General features: G+C 68.8%; 19 protein-coding genes. 11 read left to right on the top strand and 8 right to left on the bottom strand.

The window, feature by feature from the left end:
* Window positions 1-5: 5 nt before the first annotated feature.
* Together KBX08_RS03445 and KBX08_RS03440 are read right to left on the bottom strand one after the other, a co-directional pair.
* Window positions 6-734: a Clp protease N-terminal domain-containing protein gene (locus tag KBX08_RS03445; RefSeq protein ID WP_210781042.1), complete on the bottom strand. Its 729-nt coding sequence runs from the start codon at window positions 732-734 to the stop codon at window positions 6-8.
* 61 nt (window positions 735-795) lie between these two features.
* Window positions 796-1,806 (bottom strand): glycosyltransferase, encoded by a 1,011-nt coding sequence (locus KBX08_RS03440; protein WP_210781041.1) that lies wholly within the window; start codon window positions 1,804-1,806, stop codon window positions 796-798.
* A gap of 124 nt (window positions 1,807-1,930) precedes the next feature.
* Here KBX08_RS03440 and KBX08_RS03435 point away from each other — a divergent pair, with 124 nt between their 5' ends.
* Window positions 1,931-2,746, top strand: a complete 816-nt coding sequence (locus KBX08_RS03435) for a DUF72 domain-containing protein (RefSeq protein WP_210781130.1) — start codon at window positions 1,931-1,933, stop codon at window positions 2,744-2,746.
* Window positions 2,747-2,755: 9 nt separating this feature from the next.
* On the opposite strand, the gene KBX08_RS03430 is transcribed toward KBX08_RS03435, so the two are convergent.
* Window positions 2,756-4,585 carry a glycoside hydrolase family 15 protein gene (locus KBX08_RS03430; RefSeq protein WP_210781128.1) on the bottom strand — a complete coding sequence of 610 codons (1,830 nt, stop codon included), beginning with the start codon at window positions 4,583-4,585 and terminating at the stop codon, window positions 2,756-2,758.
* Between the two features lie 165 nt (window positions 4,586-4,750).
* Between KBX08_RS03430 and KBX08_RS03425 the strand changes: the two genes are divergently transcribed.
* On the top strand, window positions 4,751-5,176 hold the full coding sequence (locus KBX08_RS03425) for a VOC family protein (protein ID WP_210781040.1): 426 nt from the start codon (window positions 4,751-4,753) through the stop codon (window positions 5,174-5,176).
* A 62-nt stretch (window positions 5,177-5,238) separates the two neighbouring features.
* On the opposite strand, the gene KBX08_RS03420 is transcribed toward KBX08_RS03425, so the two are convergent.
* Window positions 5,239-6,456, bottom strand: a complete 1,218-nt coding sequence (locus KBX08_RS03420; RefSeq protein WP_210781039.1) for an aromatic acid exporter family protein — start codon at window positions 6,454-6,456, stop codon at window positions 5,239-5,241.
* 65 nt (window positions 6,457-6,521) lie between these two features.
* The gene (locus KBX08_RS03415) at window positions 6,522-6,818 is read right to left on the bottom strand and encodes a DUF6582 domain-containing protein (RefSeq protein WP_210781038.1); all 297 of its coding nucleotides are present in this window, start codon (window positions 6,816-6,818) and stop codon (window positions 6,522-6,524) included.
* Window positions 6,819-6,971: 153 nt separating this feature from the next.
* Between KBX08_RS03415 and KBX08_RS03410 the strand changes: the two genes are divergently transcribed.
* Entirely contained in the window at window positions 6,972-7,274 is a 303-nt protein-coding gene (locus KBX08_RS03410; RefSeq protein WP_210781037.1) for an amphi-Trp domain-containing protein, read from the top strand.
* Window positions 7,275-7,463: 189 nt separating this feature from the next.
* Window positions 7,464-8,654 (top strand): DUF1996 domain-containing protein, encoded by a 1,191-nt coding sequence (locus tag KBX08_RS33565; protein WP_210781036.1) that lies wholly within the window; start codon window positions 7,464-7,466, stop codon window positions 8,652-8,654.
* 44 nt (window positions 8,655-8,698) lie between these two features.
* Here KBX08_RS33565 and KBX08_RS03400 read toward each other — a convergent pair whose 3' ends face one another.
* A complete protein-coding gene (locus tag KBX08_RS03400) occupies window positions 8,699-11,371 on the bottom strand; it encodes an RICIN domain-containing protein (protein ID WP_372494934.1) in 2,673 nt (890 codons plus the stop codon).
* A 945-nt stretch (window positions 11,372-12,316) separates the two neighbouring features.
* Here KBX08_RS03400 and KBX08_RS03395 point away from each other — a divergent pair.
* The 3 genes from KBX08_RS03395 to KBX08_RS03385 are packed head-to-tail and all read left to right on the top strand — an operon-like array spanning window position 12,317 to window position 15,824.
* Window positions 12,317-12,919, top strand: coding sequence for a DUF4956 domain-containing protein (locus KBX08_RS03395; RefSeq protein WP_091393400.1), 603 nt, complete (start codon window positions 12,317-12,319; stop codon window positions 12,917-12,919).
* Window positions 12,916-13,737, top strand: a complete 822-nt coding sequence (locus KBX08_RS03390; RefSeq protein ID WP_210781034.1) for a polyphosphate polymerase domain-containing protein — start codon at window positions 12,916-12,918, stop codon at window positions 13,735-13,737. The genes KBX08_RS03395 and KBX08_RS03390 overlap by 4 nt, the downstream gene beginning before the upstream one ends.
* Window positions 13,734-15,824 (top strand): CotH kinase family protein, encoded by a 2,091-nt coding sequence (locus tag KBX08_RS03385; RefSeq protein WP_210781033.1) that lies wholly within the window; start codon window positions 13,734-13,736, stop codon window positions 15,822-15,824. The genes KBX08_RS03390 and KBX08_RS03385 overlap by 4 nt, the downstream gene beginning before the upstream one ends.
* A 51-nt stretch (window positions 15,825-15,875) precedes the next feature.
* Here KBX08_RS03385 and KBX08_RS03380 read toward each other — a convergent pair whose 3' ends face one another.
* Window positions 15,876-18,860, bottom strand: coding sequence for a glycoside hydrolase family 3 protein (locus KBX08_RS03380; protein WP_210781032.1), 2,985 nt, complete (start codon window positions 18,858-18,860; stop codon window positions 15,876-15,878).
* Window positions 18,861-19,057: 197 nt separating this feature from the next.
* On the bottom strand, window positions 19,058-19,528 hold the full coding sequence (locus KBX08_RS03375; protein ID WP_210781031.1) for a S26 family signal peptidase: 471 nt from the start codon (window positions 19,526-19,528) through the stop codon (window positions 19,058-19,060).
* Between the two features lie 161 nt (window positions 19,529-19,689).
* Here KBX08_RS03375 and KBX08_RS03370 point away from each other — a divergent pair, with 161 nt between their 5' ends.
* The 4 genes from KBX08_RS03370 to KBX08_RS03355 all read left to right on the top strand — a co-directional run bounded on the left by KBX08_RS03370 (window position 19,690) and on the right by KBX08_RS03355 (window position 23,404).
* The gene (locus tag KBX08_RS03370) at window positions 19,690-20,235 is read left to right on the top strand and encodes a MauE/DoxX family redox-associated membrane protein (RefSeq protein ID WP_210781030.1); all 546 of its coding nucleotides are present in this window, start codon (window positions 19,690-19,692) and stop codon (window positions 20,233-20,235) included.
* A 66-nt stretch (window positions 20,236-20,301) separates the two neighbouring features.
* Entirely contained in the window at window positions 20,302-20,826 is a 525-nt protein-coding gene (locus tag KBX08_RS03365; protein WP_210781029.1) for a TlpA disulfide reductase family protein, read from the top strand.
* A gap of 17 nt (window positions 20,827-20,843) precedes the next feature.
* Complete coding sequence (locus tag KBX08_RS03360) at window positions 20,844-22,637, top strand: ABC transporter ATP-binding protein (RefSeq protein WP_210781028.1); 1,794 nt, start codon at window positions 20,844-20,846, stop codon at window positions 22,635-22,637.
* Between the two features lie 20 nt (window positions 22,638-22,657).
* Entirely contained in the window at window positions 22,658-23,404 is a 747-nt protein-coding gene (locus tag KBX08_RS03355; protein WP_210781027.1) for a BTAD domain-containing putative transcriptional regulator, read from the top strand.
* Window positions 23,405-23,581 lie beyond the last annotated feature (177 nt).

The raw sequence follows: 23,581 nt of genomic DNA, 5'->3' as shown, positions 1-23,581 counted from the left end.
GGTTCTCACTTCTTTCCGACGGCGGCGGCGAGGGCGGCGGCCAGGTCTGCCTCGACCGTCGCCTTGTCCAGGCCGAGGTTGGTGAGCACCCCTGCGCCGTCCTCCTGCTCCAGCAGCGCGAGCAGCATGTGCTCGGTGCCGATGTAGTTGTGCCCGAGGCGCAGCGCCTCCCGGAAGGTCAGCTCCAGCGCCTTCTTGCCGCGCGCGTCGTACGGAATGAGGTCCGGAACCTGCTCGGCCCGTGGTGGGAGGACGGCACCGACCGCCTCCCGTACCACCTCGGGGGTGGCGCCACGACCAGCCATCACCCTGGCGGCCAACCCTTCCGGCTCGGCCAGCAGGCCCAGCACCAGGTGCTCGGGGGCGATCTCGGCGTTGCCGCTGGCCCGGGCCTCCTCCTGCGAGGCCATCACCACGTTGCGGGCACGCGGGGTGAACCGACCGAAGCCGGCGTTGGGGTCGAGCGCTGCCGCCTCGGTCGCCTTCGGCACGAAGCGCTTCTGGGCGGCCTGCTTGGTGACCCCCATGCTGCGGCCGATGTCGGTCCAGGAGGCGCCGGAGCGCCGGGCCTGGTCGACGAAGTGGCCGATCAGGTGGTCGGCGACCTCGCCGAGGTGATCGGCGGCGATGACCGCGTCGGTGAGTTGGTCGAGCGCGTCGGTGTGCGCCGTCTTGATCGCCTGGATCAGGTCGTCGAGCTTGACGGTGTTACTCATCTGGAGAGGATCTGTCATGCGTCAACCATAGGTTGACGCATGCGTATCGTCAACCCTGAGTTGACGATGTTGCGTCCGATCAGGCGGCGTACTCCGGCAGGAGTCGGGCGACGGCCGCCGGCGAGGGCATGCCGGCGATCTCCTCGGCGATCAGGCGGGCCGCGTCGTGCTGCTCGACCTGGCCCCGCCGCGGCAGCAGGCGGTGCGCCTGCTCGGCGATGGCGCTCGGGTCCACCTCGCCGGGAAGGAGCCGCACCGCGACACCGGCGGCGGCGAGCGTGTCGGCGTTGGCAAACTGGTCGGCGCCCTGCGGCAGCAGCAACTGCGGTACGCCGGCCGCGAGCGCGCCGAGGGTGGTGCCGCTACCTCCGTGGTGCACCACCAGGTCGACGAGCGGCAGCAACTCCGCCTGCGACACCCACTGGTGCACGCTGACGTGGTCGGGGAACTCGCCCAGTTGTTCCAGAGGCACCCGGCCGGCCGCGACCACCACCTCGGTGTCCAGCGCCGCCAGGCCGGCGATGGCGGTGCGCAGCAGCTCCGGCGTGCCGAACGCGGTGCCGAGGCTCAGATAGATCAACGGCCGGAACGTGCGACGGCTCACCCGTTCAGGCAGCGGGGCCGGTGTGGAGAAGGCGACAGGTCGCAGCTCGATCCGACGTTCGGTGGCGAGGAAGTTCGTGTCCTGCAGCGAGGGCGGCCAGATGTCCAGGTGCGGCCGGCCGACGACCTCGGCGTTCCTGGTGGGCAGTTCCAGGCCGATGCCCTCGGGGAACATCCGGCCGAACCCGTGCCACAGGCCCGGGATCCCGGCCCGGTGAGCCGCCACGGCCGCCCCCGGCAGCCCCCACTCGTGCACCACCAGGTCGGGCCGCAGCCGCGCCAGCTCCGGCGCGAGATCCTCGGCGTACACCTCGTAGAAGGCGTCGCCGGGCCGGAACGGTCGCAGGCCGTGCGCGGCGAGCGGCGGGTGCACCTCCGTCCCGGCGGCGAAGTGGACCTCGTGCCCGGCCTCTCGGGCGGCGATCGCCAGCGGGATCAGCGGATAGGTGTGACCGACGGACGCAAGACTGGCGAACAGCACACGCATGGCGTCGGACCCTACCTGCCGCACCGTGGGCCCGGCCGGGTCCGCCGGCCCGTATACGGTGGGCTCCGGTCGAGCGCGGTCACCAGTGGGAAGGGCGGTCATGCGTCTGCACGTGGGGTGCGCGATGTGGAGTCACCGGTCGTGGCCGGGCCACCGACTGCCGCCCACCGAGCGCCTGCGGCACTACGCCAGTTGGTGCGACGCCGTGGAGGGCAACACCACGTTCTACGCGACCCCGGCCCGGGACACCGTGGCCTCGTGGGCCGCCCAGACGGGTCCCGACTTTCGGTTCGTCCTCAAACTTCCCAAGGTCATCACGCACGAACGCCGCCTCACCAACGTCGACGAACCGCTGCGCGTCTTTCTGGACGCCATCGAACCGCTCGGCCCGCGCGCCCACGCCCTCTGGATCCAACTGCCCGGCTCGTTCGCGCCCGCCGACGTCCCGGCCCTGGGCCGTTTCCTGGAGCAGCTCCCGCGGTCCCACCGGTACGCGGTGGAGGTCCGCCATCCCGCGTTCTTCACCGACGCCCACGCGACCCGACTGCTCGGGGCGACACTCGCCGCCACCCGGGCCGAGTGGATCCCCTTCGACACGACCGCCTTCTTCGCGAGCCCGCCGACCAGCGACCCGGAGCGGGACGCCTGGACCAAGAAGCCCCGCGTGCCGCTCAGGTCCGTCGCGCTGACCGACCGGCCGATCGTCCGCTACCTCGGTCGCGACGACTCGACGCGCACTGTCGACGGGTGGCAGCGCTGGATCGACGTGACGGTCACCTGGCTTCGCGAGGGGCGCTCGCCGACGATGTTCATCCACACCCCGGACAACGCCGACGCGCCGGCGCTCGCCCGCCGGTTCCACGACGAGGTACGAGCACGCGTACCCGGGCTCGACGCGTTGCCCGAGCCGATCCCGGTCGAGCCGCTGACGCTGTTCTGACCCGACGGGTCAACCCTGCTGGTCGAGCAGGTCGTCGAGGTGGGCCGCCGTACTGATCAGCGAGAGGTGGCTGAACGCCTGCGGGAAGTTGCCGATCTGCTCACCGGTCGGCGCGATCTCCTCGGAGTAGAGGCCGAGCGGGTTGCTGTAGGTGAGCATCTTCTCGAAGGTCAACCGGGCGTCGTCGATCCGGCCGGCCAGGGCGAGCGCCTGCACGTACCAGAAGGTGCACATGTTGAAGGTGCCCTCGGTGCCGGCGAGACCGTCCGGCGAGGCCCTCGGGTCGTAGCGGTAGACCAGGCTGTCGGAGACCAGGCCGGTGTCCATCGCCCGCAGCGTCGACTCCCACATCGGGTCGGTCGGCGAGATGAAGTTCAGCCCCGGCATCGCCAGCAGCGACGCGTCCAGGATGTCGGACCCGTAGTGCTGCACGAACGCGCCACGTTCCTGGTTGAACCCTCGGGTCATCACCTGCTCGTAGATGGCGTCACGTTCGGCGGACCAGCGGGCGATGTCGCCGGGACGGCCCCGGCGACGCGCGATGCGGATGGCCCGGTCCAGCGCGACCCAGGACAACACTCGACCGTAGGTGAAGTCCTGCCGGCCGGAACGGGTCTCCCAGATGCCGTCCTCGGGCTGGTCCCAGTGCGCACAGAGCCAGTCCATCAGCCCGGCCGTCTTTCGCCACCCCTCGTACGGCGCGATCAGCCCGTTGCGGTCCGCGAGTTCCAACGAGACGAGCGCCTCGCCGTAGATGTCGAGCTGGAGTTGGCCCGCGGCGCCGTTGCCGATCCGCACCGGCGCGGAGCCGCGGTACCCCTCCAGGTGACCCAGCACCTCCTCGGGGAGGTCCGGTGAGCCGTCGATGCGGTACATGATCTGCAGGGGAAGGTTGCCGTCCCGTGCCTCACGGATGCGCGCGTCGAGCCAGAGCAGATACTTCTCGGCCTCTTCGGTGAAGCCCAGGCGCAGCAGCGCGTGTACGGAGAAGGACGCGTCCCGGATCCAGGTGTAGCGGTAGTCCCAGTTCCGCTGCCCGCCGACCTGTTCGGGCAGTCCTGCGGTGGGCGCGGCGACCAGGGCGCCGGTGGGTGCGTACGTCATCAGCTTGAGGGTCATCGCCGACCGCTCGACCACCTCCCTCCAGCGCCCCTTGTACCGGGAACCGCCCACCCACCGCCGCCAGTAGTCGCGGGTCTCGGCGAGCAGATCGCACGCCTCGTCGGTGCTGAGTGCGCGAGGCGCGTGCGGACAGGCAGTCTCCAGGACCACCCCGCCGATGTCACCGGCGTGCAGGGTGAACGACGCGGACACGCCATCGGTGTCCCGTTTGATGTCCCTCGCGTCGAACTCGCGAAGCGAGTTCTTGAAGGCGGCCAGGGTGAGGGCCATCGTCGGGCTCCGGAAGACGTCGCCCTCGGGGTGCACCTCCAGTTCGTACGGATCGCGCCCGTAGTTGAACCGTGGGTGGCAGTGGAAGCGGAACCGCATGCTCCCCCGGACCATCCGGACCAGCCGGATCAACCGGTGTCGGTCGGTGGCCTCGGCACCGGTGACCGGCATGAAGTCCAACAGCTCACCGACACCGTCGGCGCTGTGGAAGCGGGTGATCAGGATCGGCGTACCGGGCAGGTAGAGCTGCTTGCTCGTGTAGTCGACGCCGTCGGGCGAGAGCTGGAAGTGGCCGCCGTTGCGGCGGTCCAGCAGCGCGCCGAAGACGCTCGGCGAGTCGAAGCGGGGCGCGCAGAACCAGTCGACCGTACCGTCCGTGCTGATCAGTGCCGCGGTCTGTAGATCACCGATCAGACCGTGGTCCTCGACTGCCGGGTAGCTGTCCACGCTGTCCCCCGCCACTCGTACTGGCAATGGCGGCGACTACCCGGGTGCAGGGGAAAAATGCGGCCCGTGGCTCGACACCGTCGAGACGCGCGGCCGATTGCGGAAGCTAACCTTCCGCAATCGTCGATAGCGTCAACACCGACGACATCGACGAGAGGACACCTGATGAGCCTGCGAGGATTCGCCACCCTGAACATCTGGGCGGACGACGTGACGGCAGCCACCGCCTGGTACGCGGACTTCCTCGGCATCGAGGCGTACTTCATGCGCCCCGGCCCCGACGGACGCCCGGCCTACACCGAGTTCCGCATCGGGGACTACCAGGCCGAGCTGGGCATCATCGACAGTAGGTACGCACCGGCCGGCGCGGCGACCGGGCCCGGCGGCGTGGTCATGCACTGGTGCGTCGACGACCTCGACGCGACAGTCGAGCGGCTGCTGGCGTTGGGTGCCACGGAGTACCAGCCGATCACTCCGCACGGGGACGAGGGGTTCATCACCGCGGCGGTGGTCGACCCGTTCGGCAACGTGTTGGGGGTCATGAAGAACCCGCACTACCTCGACGTCCTCGCGTCGCTGAAGGCGACCTGAGGTGGGCGCGCCCGACGTTCCCGACGGGCGGCTCAGCGACAGTGGCGGAGGTGCTGCGCGGTTCAGTCCCACTCGTCCCGACCCGACGTCTGCCGCACCAGCGCTGCCGCCTCGTCGGTGTCCAACCCACTGGCGATGAGCAGGTCCTGGGCGGCCATGCGGAACTCAGCCGCGGCGATCATCCCGGAGTAGCCCAACCGGTGGGAGTGTGGACGGGTGGGATCCGGCGCGGCCTCCCCCTGCGCCTCTCCGACCAGCTCGAGAGCGGTCAGGATCTGCCGGCGCGCCTCCTGCGGATCCGCCCGCTCAGGAGTGGTGGTACGTCTCAGCGTATGCACGCTGGTGGCCAGCAGCTCGATGGCGGCCGCGAACTCCTCCGGTATCGGCTCATCCTCCCGGAGAGCCTTGGTGAGTCTCCGCGCGACGGCCCGACAACCGTAGAGGCTGCGCTCGAGATGTCGGACGGCCTGGGTGTAGCGGACCAGGGACCTGCGTTGGTGCCACCGTAACGGCGCCAGTCGCACCACCTCCTGGGCTGCCCCCAGCCCCTCGTCCAGCGCGGTCACCCGCGACCCGAGGATCCGCAGGCCGGTCAGACTCTGCTCGGTGCCGTCAAGGTCCCGACGGCGCAGCGCCGCGCCCAGGTTGTGCAGGGCGGCGATGGCCGGGTCGAGAACCGGTTCGGCCAGCCGCCGCACCGTCCGCTGCGGGTGGATGGGCACCACCAGCAGACCGACCGCCAACCCGACCAGTCCGCCCACCGCGGCATCGACGAAGCGAGGAACGGACAGGTCACGCACTGGCGGTTCCAGGGTGGCGATGAGCACCGCTGTGCCACCGGCCTGGGTGAGCAGGGAGCCACCGCCCTTGAGCAGGATGGCGACGATGATCGCCAGTACGACGACCAGGCCGGTCTGCCAGGCCCCGATGCCGAACAGTGGCATGAGCGCGTCACCGACGGCGAGCCCGAGAACGACCCCGACCAGCAGCTCGATGGTGCGCCGCAGGCGTGTGCCCATCGCGGCGGCCACGATGCCGACAGCTGTGGTGGGCGCGAGGACCGGGGTGGGATTGTCCAGGACCTGGGCTCCCACGAACCAGGCGATCGTCGCCGCGACGCCGGCCTGCACGGCGAGCAGCCCGAAGAGGCGGAACCGCCAGGCGCGGGAGCGCAACCCGTGCCGCACCCGCTCGGGCAGGCCGGCCCAGGTTCGGTCGGCCCCTGACACCCCGCGCGAGGGCGGGTCGTTGTCGGCTGCCGGCTCCTGTTTGGCGGGCATCCGCGCCGCTTACCCAGCGGAGGCGAACCTATCCGGTGAACCAGCCGAATCGTGCGGGTGCCCCGTCAGTGGGCGGGGTTCGGCGTGTGCGGAAGTTTGCCGAGTTGGCGCCAGTTCGTCTCGGCGACGTCGACACCGTAGTGCTTGGCGGCGGCGAGGATGTTCTGGAAGGCCAGGTCGCGGTCCTTGTCGGTGACGCCCTGCACCTGATCGAACCGGGCGACGGCATTGCGGACGTGGCTCGCATCGGTCATCGGTTCCTTGCGTTTGCCGGGGAACGCGAAGACGGTCTCCGGCAGCTCGCGCTTGTCCTTGTCCGACAGGCCGCCGTGCTTCTCGTGGGGCTTCCAGGTTGATGTCATCGCCCAGCATTACCCGTGCACCGTCCGGCAGCACCTCCGAAGCCGACATTTTCCGGACCACCACCACCGGCAAGATCCATATCATGCCGACCCGGCCGGGCGAGGCCGAAGCCCCGCACACGTCGTCCTTTGTGGAGTGCGAGCATGGCCGGCATGGATATCTATGAGGACTCCCGTACGGTTTCACGCTCCGACCTGGCTGCCTGGCTGCGCCAACTGGCGAACCAGTTGGAGTCTGACGGGCGGCTCTTCTATGGCGCGGCGGGTGCGGTGACGGTCGCGGACACGGTGCGGTGCGAGCTGGAGATCGAGCGGGAGAGCGAGACGGAGGTGTCCGTCGAGATCGAGTTCTCCTGGACCGAGCCCGCGCGCGTCACGGTGGCGGACGAGGAGGAGCCCTCGACGGACGACGAGGCCGACGAGCCGACCGACACCACGCCGCCGGCCGCCTCCTAGCGACGTCGTCGACCCGAGATCGAGCGTGGGCACCGTCCGTCGGATCCGGCGGACGGTACTCACGGACGCGGCCAGCCCGCGTACTTTAAGGAAGGTTTAAAGACCTTCCGAGCGCGGGCCGTAAGCGCCTACCATTCGGCCGCCGTGGCCGTTCGGGTCATCCTGGCGTCTACTCGTTGGGAGTGACCCGTGTCGTACGAGAGCCCGCCGCCGCCCCGTCATCGCGTTCCGGGCTGGCTCGGCCGCAACAGGCTCGGCGTGGCCGTCGGCGCGGCGGCCGTACTCGTCATCACGGCCGGGGGCGTGTACCTGGGCAACGGCGCGGCGCAGCCCGAGGCGTCGAACGCGGCCAACGCCCTCGAATACCCGTCATCACCGGCCGGGCAGCCGGCGGCGCCCGGCGTGGCGGTGTCGATCTCCGCGACGCCGTCGGCCGCCACTACCCCGTCGGCCGGCGCGACACCGTCGACCGCTGCCGCGCCGAAGGTCCCGGCAACCGGCTGGATTCCGGTCGACCGGGCGACCTGGAAGGCGCAGGCCGACGCGTACCGGGCGTTGAAGACCGACCCCGTCCCGTCCGGAGTGGGTAACCTCCCGGAGTTCCGGGCGGACTGCCAGTACAGCCACCGGCTACCGGACGACCCGATCGTCGCCCCCGGCCTACCGGGCGCGTCACACATGCACTCGTTCGTCGGCAACAAGGCCGTCGACGCGAACACCGTCGCCGGCGACCTGACGAAGTTCACTGCCACCTCCTGCAAGCCCGTCCAGGACCACTCCGCCTACTGGGTGCCCACGCTCTACGACAACGCGACGGGAAAGCCGGTCGAGACCACCGGGTTCCGGGTCTACTACCGCTCGCTCGCCAAGAACTCGACAGGCCAGATGCCGATGCCCAACGGCCTGCGCATGATCTCCGGCGACGCCAGGAAGAAGAAGCCGACCCCGCGCGGCGCGACCGGCCAGTTCTACTGCGCCTTCTACGGTCCCGGTGACCTCGACGGCATCGCCCGCAGCACCAACGGCAACTGGCCCATCTGCGGGGGCGACGCGACGCTGCACTTCATGATGCAGTTCCCCGACTGCTGGGACGGCAAGCACCTGGACAGCCCCAACCACAAGGACCACGTGGCGTACGGCAGCGGCAACTCCTGCCCGACCAGTCACCCGGTCCGGATCCCGGCGATCACCTTCGACATCCAGTACCCGGCCAAGGGCACCCCGGCCGGCTACTACCTGTCCTCGGACAAGGAGGGCAAGAGCGCCTCGTCGATGCACGGCGACGCGTTCGTGATGTGGGACGTCGACACCATGAACAAGCGCACGAAGAACTGCGTGCAGGGACGCCGGACCTGCGACAACTACGGCTACCAGAAGTAGCCGGGGCCAGGCCCGTGTCGGCCTGGCCCCGGGGTCTGATCGGGTCAGCTACGCAGCGTCCACCGCTGGTTCGTGCCGCCGTTGCAGGACCAGAGGATGAGCTTGGTGCCGTTGGCAGTGGCGGCGCCGTTGGCGTCGAGGCAGAGCCCCGACTGGGCGTTCGTCACGGTGCCGTTGCTGTTGACGTTCCACTGCTGGTTGAGCCCGCCATGGCAGTCCCAGATGATGACCGCAGTGCCGTTCGCAGTGCCCGCCCCGGAGGCGTCCAGGCACTTGTTGCCGTACACGGTCAGCTGCTTGCTGGCGGTCTGGGTCCACCGCTGGTTGGTGCCCGTGGAGCAGTCCCAGAGTTGGGTCTGAGTGCCGTTGGTGGTCGAGGAGTTGGGCACCTCGACACAGCGGCCGGACTGGCCACCCACGAGTTGTCCGCTCCCCGTACTGCCGCCGCCCTGCTGCTGCCGGACGATCGCTGTCGACTCGGCCGACCGGTTGCCCTGTGCGTCGACGACGTACAGCCGGTACTCGCCCTGAGTAGCCGGCACGGCGATGGACGTGGCAGTGCCGGCGGCCCTGGTCATCGTCGGCCCGGCGGTGAAGGTGGTCGTGCCGGACGGCGCCAACCAGACCGACCTGGTGGCGTCGCCGATGCTCCGGATCGGGATCGTCGCGGTGGCACTGGTGACGAAGGTGCTGGCCGGCAGCACATAGTTCGGTGCGGAGAAATTGCTCGCCGGAATGATGTCCCGGTACGCGTCCTCAAGGCCGGAGTTCGCGGCGATGCCGTACGCCGCCGCGGGCCAGACATAGTCGGAGGAGACGAGGATGTCGGCGACCGTGCTGTTCGGCAGATTCTTGTTCGAGACCTTGTTGATCGGGCCGTAGATCTGCGTGATGCTCAGATCGTGCTTCCGCCCGAAGTCGTCCGAGTTGATCATCCAGGTGACGTTCTTGTCGATACTCAGGACATTGTCGCGGAACGTGATGAAGGCCGATCCCTCGTCCGGGTGCAGTCCGTACTTGTGGCCCGACGGCACGCCCTGGAGGTAGTTGTTGGTAATGGTGGTCCCGGGCTGGCTCCCGAGTGTGTAGATGGGGGCCGTGTCGCTGAGGCGCTGCACCGTGTCGATGATGTGGTTGTAGCTGATGGTGTTGTTTCTCGCCGTGGTGGTCGGCCGGTTCGGCACGATCGAGCCCGACGATCCGTCGAAGTTCCACCAGCCCCAGCCGAGCGTGATGCCCGACCACGGGGTCTTCTCGATCCGGTTGCGCTGGATGGTGAGGGTGTCGGCGAAGTACGCGGAGATGGGGCTGTGCCCGTTGAACAGGACCGCGCTGTCGTAGAGGTAGTTGTTCTTGATGTCGATGTTCTTCGGTAGCCCCTCGACCGACGCGGAGTACTTCTCGCGGTTGGTCGACGTGCCGTCCCCGATGTAGACGTGCTGCGGATGGCCCACGAGGATCGCGGACCCGGCGATGTCGTTGGTGTGGTTGCCGATCAACTGTGTGCCCTGCACGTCGTTCACCATGCTGATCCCGTCGGCACCGGTGTGTTGGATCCGGTTACGTTGCAGGAGGATCCCGTCGGCGTTCTGCACCTGGACGATGCCGGGAACCACGTCCACGTTGCGGTAGTGGTAGACGTGGAAGTTGCCCTTGGCGTACACGTTCGCGCTCAGATTGCCCTGCTGCGCCTGCTTGAAGGACGAGCCGGCGACGTTGACCAGGTTCCAGTCGGAGTGCTGCACCGTCAGGCCGGAGAACGTGATGTTGCGCGCGTGGCTGCTCGTCGAGGTGCCGGCCACCCGCAGCACTGTGGAGACGTTGTTCGGCGCGTAGACCGTCGCGGTCGACATGTTCTCGGCGCTGGCCTTGTAGTAGTAGAGCGTCCGACTGCCCTTGTCGAAGTAGAACTCACCGGGGGCGTCCAGGAACTCGTAGGCGTTCATGAGCTTGTGCGTGCCACCCACCTGGGCGTTGCCGTTGAACGCGCCCTGCGCGATGGCCGCGCCCGGTTGCTGGAAGAGCGCCACCCGGTTGGCGCCGTCGGAACTCGTGGTCACCTGGCGGACGCCGACGATGGCAGTGGTCCAGGTCGTTCCGGTCTCGATCTCGATGTCGTCCTGGTTGCGGGCGACGGCAGGGAAATCGTTCAGGCTGTATTTCGCGCCGTCACACTGCGACCCCGACTCCCAGGCCCACGCGGCCTGGTTGGCCGTGATGTTGTACGTGCCGTAACAGCCCGCCGAGCCGATCGTCTTCGACGCCATGTACGCGCGCTTGTCGTTGACGTAGAGCGCCCGGAGTTTGTTGGCGCGGTCCAGTGGCGCCTTCCAGATATTGCCGCTGTGCTGGGACCATCCGGTCACCGGGACGCCGCCGTCGAGGACCGGTGTCTCGCCGGGATAGGCGGCGTAGGCGACCCGGAACCCGTTGTTTCCGGAGTCGCTGGCACCGAACTCGACGGTGCTGGTGACCGGGTATCTCCCGCCGCGGAGATACACGTTGATGTCACCACTCATGGTCGAATTTATCGTACGAACCACGTCCCGCGCGCGTTCAACCGTCTTGAACGGCGATTGAATCGTCCCCGGGTTGGCGTCGTTACCGTCCGGGGCGACATAGTAGGTCGCCTGTACTGCGGCCGAGGCCGGTAGTTGGTTTGTCAACACTGCCGGCAGTGTGGCGGCGACAAGCGCCGCCACCGCCAACACTGACATTCGCGCGGTGGATATGGCTGACTTCACGTCTGTTCCTCTCACTGGTCGTCGATGTGGTGCCCAAAGTGCGTATCGAGCGACGAGTACGGAACAGCGACGCCACTAAGGGCCGGCGGGGACTTCCGTCGCCCCGACCGCACTCTTTGTTAACCGCCCCGAAATTCTTACTGGGAGCGTAGGTCACACGTCTGACCAATGCAACCGGCAATTGGAGGGCGTCTATGCCGAAATGCCCTCGGATCGGGCAGATCAACCATGCCGGCTGCGGACCCCCGCATACGTCGTCCGACGAATCCGCAGCGACGACGCCGCGGGGCTCGTCGTGCAGGCCCGCGACCACTCGCACACCCCTCGGCGATCGGCAACCGGGCGGTGGCATGGGGCTAGCCCGCAGTGCCGGGGCGCTGAACTTCGCGAGCAATCAGGGCGACCCAGCGGGTGCCGGGCCAGGGAGTGCCGGTGGCCCGACCCTCCTTTGGAGCTGAATCGCCTACGACATCACCGACAGCCGACCCCCTTGCCTGATTCGTTTGCGGCATCAGCTCCATAGGCGCCGCAGATGCTGAGCCCACCCATCCGGGCGGGTCCCGAGAGGGCTCAGCGACCCCGGGCCGGACCAACGATCAACCCGCGACCAGGACCCGATCATCGAGAGGCTTCGGGGTCCGAAAGACTCCGAAAGTTTCGGCGGATTCACCAGCCGAGGCAGCGTCCCGGGCATGCCCACGTCAGGCACCCAGAACCCTCGCCAGCCGGCCCTGCGACCCGCATGGGAGCACGGATCACACATTGACTTCCATTGATGTTCTGCTTACAGTCACCAACGAAATACCGAAAGTTTACCGAAAAGTAGCCCGGAGGTCCGGCCACCTTCCGCAGGTCGCCACGCAGCGACGGCGGCCTGGCGTCGGTCCGCTCCGGCGTGAACCAGGAGGAACCCCAGCGATGTCGCAGCTCGTCCTGTTCGCGATCGACATCTGCGCGGTGGCGCTGCTCGTCTTCGGGCTCTACTTCCCCCGGCACCGCCGGCGCGACCTGGTCGTCGCCTACCTGGGGGTCAACGTCGGCGTCCTCGCGGTGGCGAGCGCGCTGAGCGCCAGCGACGTCGGCGCCGGGCTCGGGCTGGGGCTGGCGCTGTTCGGAGTGCTCTCCATCATCCGACTCCGGTCGACGGAGCTCGACCAGCACGAGGTCGCGTACTACTTCTCCGCTCTCGCGCTGGGCATTCTCGGCGCACTCAGCACCACCTCGGTCTGGCTCAGCGGCGGCCTGATGGCACTCATCGTCGCGGTGATGTTCGTCGGCGATCACCGACGCCTGCTCCGGCACTACCGGCACCAGATCATGGTGCTCGACTCCGCCGTCACCGATCACGTCGCTCTCGTCGCCCAACTGGAGCAGCTGCTCAACGCCCGGGTGCACAACGCCATCGTCCAGCGGCTCGACATGGTCAACGAGACCACAGTGGTCGACGTCCGATACTCGGTCGCCCGGCGCAGCGCGGCGGCCGGCACCAGCAAGTCGGTACGGGCCGGGGCGCTCCGATGAGCACGGCACCGCTGGCGACGTTGACGCCGATCGCACTCGCCGAGGTCATCGACCGGGCGGCGCTGCAGTGCAGGGTTGACCGCAAGTACGTCATCACGGTGGACGCGTTGCCGCACCTGCTGGACCAGCTCACCCCGTACGCCCGGGTGCTGGACATCGACGGTGAGCGCAGCTTCCGATACGAGTCGGTGTACTTCGACACGCCCTGCCTGGCCAGCTACCACTGCGCCGCGTACCGGCGGCGCAGGCGCTTCAAGGTACGGACCCGGACCTACCTCGACTCCGCCCAGTGCTGGCTGGAAGTGAAGATCAGCGGAGCACGCGGACGGGTCACCAAACACCGACTGCCGTATCTGGCCGAGGAGCGCCGCACCGTCCGGTCCGGGCGCGGGTTCGTCGACGATGTGCTCGACCGGGAGTCGATTCTGTCCAATCTCACCGGCAGTCCGCTCGAGCCGGTACTGGTCACCAGCTACCGTCGCTCCACTCTGCTGCTGCCGGCGACGGCGAGCCGGGTCACCATCGACACCGGGCTCACCTGGCAGGACGGTGACCGCGCACTGCGGCTGCCCGGCATCGCCGTGGTCGAGACCAAGACCAGCTCGGCCCCTTCGCTGGTCGACCGCGCGCTGTGGCAGCGCGGGACCCGGCCCGTACGTATCTCGAAGTACGCCACCGGTCTCGCGGCTCTCCGCCTGGACCTTCCAGATGTGCCGTGGCGACGGACGCTACGCCGCCATTTCCGCGCCGACCCGTCCTCGGCGCTCCTGGAGTTGACAGTCCCCACCCGATCAGAACAGGAGGCATCGTGCGCATGACCACCCGAAACACCGGTCTTCCGGTGGCGGCCCTTCGTGCCACCGGGATCGCCGCCACCGCCGTGTTCGTCGCAGGCCTCCTCGTGGTGTCCTCGCCACCGGCCGGTGCCGAACCCGTCGCCGCCGTCCAGGCCGCGCAACCGGTCACCGAACTCCTCGCCGGCAACCAGGCCGCCGCCGCACCGGCCGCCGCGGACGACGACCTGGTCGGCGACATCACCTTCTCGGTGCCCAGCGGCACCTTCCAGGGGGAGGTGGCGGTGACGCTGAGCAGCGCGGTCAGCGGCGCTCAGATCCGCTACACCACCAACGGGCAGCCGCCCACCGCCCAGTCGTCGCTCTATTCGGGCTCGGCGCTGCGCTTCACCCGCACCACCCAGTTACGGGCACAGGCGTTCGTCGGCCAGACACCGACGGGTGCGCCCGGCACCGCCATGTACGCCGCCCAGAACGTCACCACCGCCCACGACCTGCCGGTGGTACTCATCGACTCGTACGGTGCCGGCCGGCCCGACCGGGAGTACTTCGACGCCACCACCATGATCTTCGAACCGGCGGGCGGCGGCACCACATCGTTGGCGGCCGCCCCGACGCTCAGCACCCGGGCGGGATTCCGGCTGCGCGGCAACTCGTCGGCGACGTTCGAGAAGACGCCGTTCCGCGTCGAGTTCTGGGACAACGAGAACGACGACGCCGACCACCCGGTGCTGGGCATGCCCGCCGACTCCGACTGGGTGTTGCGCGGCCCGTTCCCCGACAAGGCGTTGATCCGTGAGGCGCTCGTCTACGACCTCGGGCGCGAGATGGGGCTGCCCGCCCCGCGCTACGCGTTCGCCGAGTTCTACCTCAACACGGACGCGGCACCGGTGGGTGCCAGCGACTACATGGGCGTCTACATGTTCATGGAGACGATCAAGAACTCCAAGGACCGCCTCGACCTCAAGCAGTTGGACTCCGACGACGTGACCCTGCCGAAGATCCAGGGCGGGTACATCTGGAAATTCGAGTGGATGGCGGCCGAGGAGCCGACGTTGCCGTGCACCGGGCCGGCGGCCACCTGCTGGAACTACCTTGAGGTCGCCGACCCGTCGCCCCTGCAACCGCAGCAACGGGACTGGCTGCGCGGTCACCTCCAGGAGTTCAACGACGTGCTGCACTCGTCGAACTTCGCTGACCCGACCACCGGATACCGCAAGTACATCGACGTCGACTCCTTCGTCAACCTCATGATCGTCAACGAGCTGAGTCGGGAGATGGACGCCTACGTCCGCAGCTCGCACTTCTACAAGGACCGGGACAGCAAGATCTTCGCGGGTCCGCTGTGGGACTTCGACCTCAGCTTCGGTGTCGGTGGATTCTTCGCCAACGACCAGGTGTCGGGCTGGCAGCACCAGCAGACCCGGCAGCCGTCGGCCAACGACTGGTTCGCCCAGTTGCTACGCGACCCCGCGTTCGTCAACCAGGCCCGATCGCGCTGGCAGACGCTGCGACGGGGTCTGCTCTCCGACGCCGCGCTCCAGACCCGGATCAATGCTCTCACGACCCCGCTGACCAACGCGGCCCAGCGCAACTTCCAACGCTGGCCCAACCTGACGGCACCGACGGTCAGCTTCTTCCGCACCCCGACCTCGCCCACCTGGCAGGGGCAGGTCCAGGTGATGCGGGACTGGATGCTGCGCCGGGCCGCCTGGCTGGACTCCACCGCCGGCTGGGGGGGTCCCGTCACCACACCGCCGCCCACCACGCCACCGCCCACCACGCCACCGCCCACCACGCCACCGCCGTCGGCCGGCTGCACCGCGACGTACGCGGTGACCAGCCAGTGGACCGGAGGCTTCCAGGGCGAGGTACGGGTCACCGCGGGAACCTCGGCGATCAGCAACTGGACAGTGACGTGGACCTTCGCCGGTGGCCAGAGCGTCGCCCAGGCCTGGAACGCGACAGTCACGAGCCAGGGGTCGGCGGTCACCGCCCGTAACGTCGCCTACAACGGGGCACTCGGCGCCGGCGCGAGCACCGCGTTCGGGTTCCTCGGCTCGTCCACCGGCACTCCCAGTACACCGACGCTGACCTGCACGGCGAGCTGACCAACAACCGGCCCGGGCCCGGTCGTCGATCGACCCGGCCCCGGCTTACGGTCAGCTGACCGAGAAGTCAGCCAACCGCAGCGGGGAGTCGAACACCAGGTACACGTCGTGGGTGCCGACGGCCCGGGCCAACTCGGTGCTGGTGCTGACGTACCGGTAGTCGTCGCCGGTGCTGGGCACTGTGGCGGTGCCGAGCAGCCGGCCGGTGGGCGACCCCAACCGGATCTGGACCGTGCCGACGCCCGCACCGGCCTTGGCGACAGTCGCGGTGAAGGTGCGCGCGCCGGCTCGCAGCGCGGAACCGTCGAAGGAGATCCACTGACCGGGCGCGGTGGCACCGACCGCCGTACCGCTGGGCTTCGACTCGTCGACGAGCCGGACCCCCGCGTACCTGTCGAAGTTCTCCGCCCTGGTCGGACGGGACAGGTCACGGGCCGGGATCGTCTCGCCGCGGACCCGGACCGCGGCGCGGGCCCGGATGTCCTCGGCGGACGCCCCGACCATCAGGTCGTGGACGGACGACTCGACCACCCACCGGCTGCGGGTGACGTCCCAGTGCGCCAGGTCCGCGGCGGGCAGGCGCAGGGTCACCGTACGGGTCTGCCCAGGCGCGAGCTTCACCTGCTCAAATGCCTTGAGCTGGCGGATCGGAGTGGTGTCCCGCGAGGTGCGCTGGTGGGTGTAGAGCTGAACGACCTCGGTCCCGGTCCGGCTGCCGACGTTCGTCACGTCGACGCTGGCCGTGATGGTGCCGTCGGCCGCCACCGACTGCGCACCGGTACGCAGTTGGCCGTACCGGAAGCGGGTGTACGACAGCCCGTGGCCGAACGGGTAGAGCGGCTTCGCGCGGCTGTACAGGTAGGTCTGCCCGGACGAGATGATGTCGTACTCCAGCAGGTCCGGCGGTAGTTGCGAGTCCGAGCGGTACCAGGTCTGGGTGAGCCGGCCGGACGGGTTGCGATCGCCGAAGAGGACGTCGGCGACCGCGTGACCGGTCTCCGCGCCCGCGTGGGTGGTCCAGACGATTGCCGGTACGTGCTCCTGCTCCCACCGGATGGTGACCGGGTAGCTGGTCTGGAGCACGAGGACGGTCCGTGGGTTGGCCCTGGCCACGGCCTTGACCAACGCCTCCTGGCCGGCGCTCAGCGCGGTGGAGGTCCGGTCGTGCGCCTCGCGGCCGTTGATGAACGGGTTGCTGCCGACCACAAGCACGGCGGTGTCGGCCGCCTTCGCTGCCGCCACCGCCCGGTCGATTCCGCTGCTGATCACCTCGCGACTGAAGTGGGTCGCGGCGGCCGGGGTCGATGCGCCGAGCTTGAGGCCGCCGTCGTCACCGATGGTCACGTACGTGTCGGCGCCGAACCAGCTCTCCTTGGTCTCGTAGCCGACGTAGCGCAGCACCACTGTCCCGTCGGCCTGCGGCTCCAGCTTGAACTGCTGCTGGACGTACCAGCCGTTCGGCTGTTCGTCGCGGGTGAGGAACGGCCCCCAGTTGTAGCCGAGGTAGCGGCCGTTGGCGGCGTTGCGCAGCGTCACCACGTCCTGCCCCCAGTCGACCACGTCGAACTGGGCGTCGAGCGAGGCGGTGGCGCCGGTAGCGGTGACCGGGTTGGAGTCGGTGGTGCCGGTGGCCGTGACGTACCGGCCGGTCGCCTCGTCCTTCAGGGCGATCCGGTCCGCCCCGTCGAGCCCGCTCACACTGGCCGAGCCGCCGAGCCGCTCGCGGATGCCGTCGAGCGCCGTCACCTGGTAGGGCAGGTCGCCGCCGTACCAGTCCGAGTAGAGGGTGTCGGCCAGCGGGCCGAGCACCGCCACCTTGCGGGTCCGGGCCGGGTCCAGCGGCAGCGCCTGCCGCTCGTTCTTCAGCAGCACCATCGCCTCCCCGGCGGCCTGCCGAGCGAGTCGCTGGTGTTCGGGGCTGTTGATGACGTCCGGGGTGATGCCGCCGTACCGGCCGCCGCCCGGGTCGAACTCACCCAGCCGGAACCGGACGTTCAGGATCTCGCGGATCCGGGCGTCGATGTCCCCCTCGGTGAGCAGGCCGGTCGCCAGCGCCTCCTTGATGGCGGTGATGGTCGGCTGCGCGTTCGTGTCGTCGGTGATGAAGCTGTTCAGGCCGGCCTTGATGATCGCGGCGTTTCCCTCGGCCTGGGTGGCGTAGTACCCCTGGGAGGCGACGAGGTTGTTCGGCGCCCAGGCGTCCGTGACGTTCATCAGCGGCTGGTCGGTCCAGTCGCGGACCACGGTGGCCAGATCCGGGTCCACAGTGGCGGGACGGCCGTTGACCAGGTTGTACGCGGCCATCATTCCGGTCGCCGCGTCGGCGGCGATGGCCGGCTTGAAGGCGGCACGGTCGTACTCGTTGAGCACCCGGGGCGGCACGTTCGACGAGGTCACGTCGCGCCGGACCTCGTTGTTGTAGGCCAGGTAGTGCTTGAGGGTCGGTGCGCTCTTCAGGTGGTTCGGGTCCCCGCCGGTCATTCCCGACCCGTACGCGGTGGAGATCGCGGCGGTGAGCAGCGGGTCCTCGGAGTAGCCCTCCTCGTTGCGGCCCCACCGGGGGTCGCGCAGCAGGTTGACCACCGGCGCCCAGAGGTTGAGCCCCCAGACCCGGGGATTCTGCGCGTGGTAGCCGCGCGCCTCGTCGCCGACGGCCGAACCGACCTGCCGGATCAGGTCCGTGTTCCAGGTGCTCGCCATGCCCACCGGCTGGGGGAAGACGGTGCCACGAGCCTTGACCACCGCGCCGTTGTTGTCGATGTCGGTGGACCAGGCCACCCCGTGCAGCGCCTCGGTGCCGGCCTTGAACAGGCCGATGCCCAGCCGGGGAATGGCCGGCTGGTACTGGTGCAACCAGGAGATCTTCTCGTCCTGGGTGAGGCGGCCGAGTAGGTCGTCGACCCGGGCGTTCACGGGCAGGTGGGGATCTCGGAACGGGTAGGTTGGCTCGGCGAGCGCGGTGCCGGGGACGGCCGGTAGGGCTAGCAGTGCGAGCGCGAGCGCGGTGATTCCGCGCCGAAGGCGCCAGTTCCGCATGCGTTTCTCCTCATGTCGTACGACAGACGCCCAGCGGGGCGCCGAGACCGGCGTGACCAGGCTCGACACGCGGCTGACGGGCCTGAACGACGAATCGTCGAAGCGCTTCGACGACCCGGCCGCGTCACCACGGCCATGATTGTTGTGATCCGCGCAACTATAGATGCGCGCCAATGACCGGGCAATAGTCGCCTGCCCTACCGGCCGGTAGACCCCAGCCGCTTGACCAGAACGCCCTCGATGTCTTTCAGCGGCACGAATCCCCACCGACGCGAGTCAACGCTGCCCGGATGCTCGCCGAGCAGCACCGCCATGCCGGCCGGCACCTGCCGCACCCCGGCACCGACGGCCGGGGCGACCACGTCCGGGACGGCGTCGCCCGGCAGCGCCACGAGGCGTTTGACCAGCCAGCCGGACGCGGGAGAGCCCGCGACGACATCCCGGGGACCACCCTCCTGATGGCGCGCGACGACGATGCCGCCGGCCCGGAGTCGGCGCGTTCGGCGCACCACGAGGCGGTCGCCGTGCGCCAGGGTGGGGGCCATGCTGTCACCCATCACATCGACTATCATCAGTCGCTGACGTGCCAGGGCAACGCCGACGACGGGTGCCGCAAGCGCGGCAAACCCACCCAGGACGGTGAGCAGGAATTGTGACTCGTCGGTCATAAGACCCCCTTCGAGGGGTATTACTCTCATCTTTCCGTCGGCAAATCAACCCGTTGACAGCATCGAAGCACGCCGATAATCTCGGGTTTCCCAGCCGGGGTTCTTGAGGTCTGTGCGACTCGCACCTCGGCACATGGGCACCACGGGGAATGGGGGACTATGTGGGTGTCGCTGTTGTCGCGTCCATTTTGACGCTGGCCGGCGTTCTTGCGATATCTGTCATCGGAAAAGTGCGTAGTCGAATGAGTTATCGCGCGTTCGCCGACGCCATTGCCCAACTGCGGGTCGCCCCCGTGCGCTGGTCCCGCCCGGTGGCGGTGGCATCGATCGGGTCCGAGGTAGCCGTACTGGCGCTCGTCCTGTGGCCCAAGGGCACTGTCATCGGCCTGACCGCGGCCGTGCTGCTCTTCGGCGCGTTCACCGTCGTGCTCGCGCGGGCCGTCCGACAAGGGTCCACGGCGGGGTGCCACTGTTTCGGCCCGACGGACACGCCCGTTGCGTGGCGGCACGTCGCTCGCAGTGGTTTCCTCGCCAGCACGGCCGCCGGCGCCCTTCTTGGCGCGATCACCCTGCCCGCCATATCGCTCAGAAGTCTAGAGCCGCCGCACCTCATATTGGCTCTTTCCCTAGCGGGATTCATCGTCACGACGCTGGTCAGGCTTGACGACCTCACCTGGCTCCTTCGTGGAGCGTCTCACGCGCGCTGAATCTCTCCAATCGATCGCGCACTTCTCGTGCGCTGCGCTTCGACGCCCCGATCCAAGGAGCCCACAGTGCTATTTCTGTCCACCGCCGTCGGCATACTCGCGGCGCTCGTTCTCGTCGATCTCGCGCTGAGCGCCGCGGTCATCAGGCGGCTACGCGAGACGGAGGCGAAACTCATCGAGATGAACTCGCCGCCCGCCTCGGGGCTGCCGGTCGGCGCCACCCTGCCGGAGTTCGTGTCACCGGACGGCCAGGTCTCCAGCGCCGACCTCGCGGGCAGCCCGACCCTCATCGGGTTCTTCTCCGCCGGATGCCGACACTGCCCCACGCAGGCGGAGAAGTTGGCCGACCGGGCCGAGGAGTTCGGCGGCACGGGCGTACGGGTGGTCAGCTTCCTCACGGTGGGTGAGGGCATGACCGACGAGCTTGGCCCGACGCTGCGGAAGGCCGGCCTCCTCGTCATTGACGACAGCCCGAGCGCGGTGATGGCCGCCTTCCAGGTGCAGGGCACCCCATCGTTTGTGCTCTTCGGCGCGGACGGACGACTGGCGGCACGCGGGCATGACCTGAGCGAGGTATTGGGCAGCCGATGAGGCGGTCGGCAGCGTTGATGCGTCGCGCGTTCGGGATCTACTTCGGCGCCGCGCCCTGGGCGGCGGCGGTGAGCGTCGTGATCATGGTGGTGGGTGGTCTGACCGCGGTAGCCACCGCATGGTTCACCCGAGCCCTCATCGACGGTCTCTCCGCCGACGCCACGTCGACGATCTGGCTCGGTGTCGTCGGTTTCGGCGCGCTGGCCATCGTGTCGCCGGTCATCCTGCACGTCTCGCAGTACGTACAGCGGGACGCGGAACGCCGGGTGACGATACGCACGCAGCAGGAACTGTTCACCGCGGTGTCGGCGCATCCTCGGCTGACGGAGTTGGAGGACAGCAAGTTTCATGATCGGCTCCGGCTCGCCCACGAGGCGAGTCGCTTCGCGCCGACCCAGCTCAACAGCATGGTCCTGGGCATCGGGCAGGAGATGATCACCATCGTCGCCTTCGGCGTGACGCTGGTGCGCTGGTCTCCCCTGGTGAGCGCGTTGGTCATGCTGGCGGTGCTGCCCACTCTCGTGGCCCAGATCCGGTTGGCTCGGATGCGCGGGGCGATGTTGGAACGCACCGTGCCGATGTTCCGCCGGCAGACGTTCTACGCGGCACTCCTGCTCGACATGCGCGCCGCGAAGGAGATCCGGCTGTTCGGGCTCGGCCAGTTCTTCCAGGGTCGCCTGCTGCGCGAGCTGCGCGCGGCACAGGGACAGGAACGTCACCAGGACCGGCTGGCCCTGTGGGTCGACAGCGCCCTCGCGACGCTGACCGGCATCGTCTCGCTTGTCGCTCTGGCCGTCTTCGTCGCACGGGTGGTCGACGGACATGGCACCGTCGGCGACCTCGTGCTCGTGATCGCGGCACTGACCGCGTTGCAGATGTCCGCGTCGAGCCTGGTCCGACAGATCGCGATGCTCGGCGAGACATTGATCGTGTTCGGCCACTACGTCGACATCACCGCGGTGATCCGCGAGGCCCGACGTGCCGTTCCGCTGCCCGCCCTGCCGCCACTGAGGCGAGGTCTGGAGTTCGACGACGTCTGGTTCCGGTACGCCCCCGAGCACGACTGGGTCCTGCGCGGTCTCACGTTACGGATCCCCTGCGGCTCGTCCCTCGCCCTGGTGGGCGACAACGGCGCCGGAAAGTCGACAGTGGTCAAACTTCTCTGCGGCTTCCACGTCCCGAACAAGGGCGTCATTCGGTGGGATGGCGTCGACATCACCACCATCGACCCGGCCTCGCTCCGCGCCCGTCTCGGGGCGACATTCCAGGACTTCATGACCTACGAGTTCTCCGCCCACGACAACATCGCGGTCGGCGACATCAGCGCGTTGGACGACCGGGCCCGCGTACGGGCAGCAGCCGCGACGGCGGACATGGACGCCACCCTGGTTGCGCTTCCGAACGGGTACGACACCATGCTGACGCGAACCTTCAGCGACGGGGATCTGCCCGGGGTGGGGGTGGTGCTGTCCGGGGGGCAGTGGCAGCGACTGGCGCTGGCCAGAGCCCTGCTCAGGGAGGGCGCGGACGTGTTGATCCTCGACGAACCGTCGTCAGGTCTCGACGTGGCGACCGAGCACGAGATCAACCAGCGGCTGATGTCGCTGCGCCGCACACACACCAGCCTGCTCATCTCGCACCGGCTCAACACCGTCCGGGAGGCGGACAGCATCGCCGTGCTGGCCGCCGGCCGCATCCTCGAACAGGGCAGCCACGACGAGCTGATGGCATCGGGAGGGCGCTATGCCGAGTTGTTCCAACTCCAGGCATCCGGTTACGACGACGCGATCACCACTCGGACCTCGATGTGAACGCTAACACCCTGCTCAGAGTGTCACTGTTGGGTCCGATCGAGGCAACCGTCGGCGGGCAGCCGATGGCCGTCGGCGGCCTGGGCCGGCGAGCACTGCTGGCGGCGCTCGCCTTCAACCTGGGCACTGTGGTCGCCGTCAACCGTCTCATCGAGGTGATCTGGGACGACCACCCGCCGGCGACGGCGACGACGAAACTACAGGGCCACGTCTGGGCCCTGCGGCGAAGCCTGGTGCGACTCGGCGGGCCGGACGCCGTGAACATCCTGCAGACCCGTCCGCCGGGTTACCTGTTGTGCGCCCGCCTCGCGTCGACAGACCTCGCCCGTTTCGACGACCTGACGCAACGGGGTGCCGGCGCTCGGCTCCCCGAAGGTGCCGAACGCCGGGTCGCCGCCCTCTCCGCGGCACTGCGGCTGTGGCGGGGGGACGCCTGCGTCGATGCCCGGTCAGCTGGGGTGGCGGTCGTGGCGGCGTCACTGGACGAGCGACGGTGGCGGGCGATGGAGGACCTCGCCGAGGCGCAACTCGTCCTCGGCGACCACAACTCCGTCATCGACGCGATGGAGCCACTCGTACGCCGGTGGCCGTACCGGGAACGGGCCTGGGAGCACCTCATCGAGGCACACATGAGGCGTGGTGACGTCGCGTCCGCCCTGGCCGCTCACGACCAGTTGTGCGAGATCCTGGCCGGGGACCTCGGCGTCGCGCCCGGTCAACGAATCGGCCGGTTGGTCGGCATCATCCGCGCGAGCGGCCAGCGGTAGCACCGCCGCCCACCTGCCACCGACGACCACCGCACGAGGCGGCGGCATGGCCGCCATCGTCGTGCGTCGGGCGGTCGTGACCAGTGCGAATGCCGATCCGCAGTCGCTCGCCGGGGGCATTAGCGCACCGTTAGCGAATCGTAAGCGGTCGATGACATCGTGGCCTCTGTCGACAAA

This window comes from Micromonospora sp. H61, assembly GCF_018070325.1.
GTDB lineage: Bacteria > Actinomycetota > Actinomycetes > Mycobacteriales > Micromonosporaceae > Micromonospora > Micromonospora salmantinae.
Note: the sequence above shows the minus strand (reverse complement) of the source record. Positions and strands in the feature narration are given on the sequence as shown.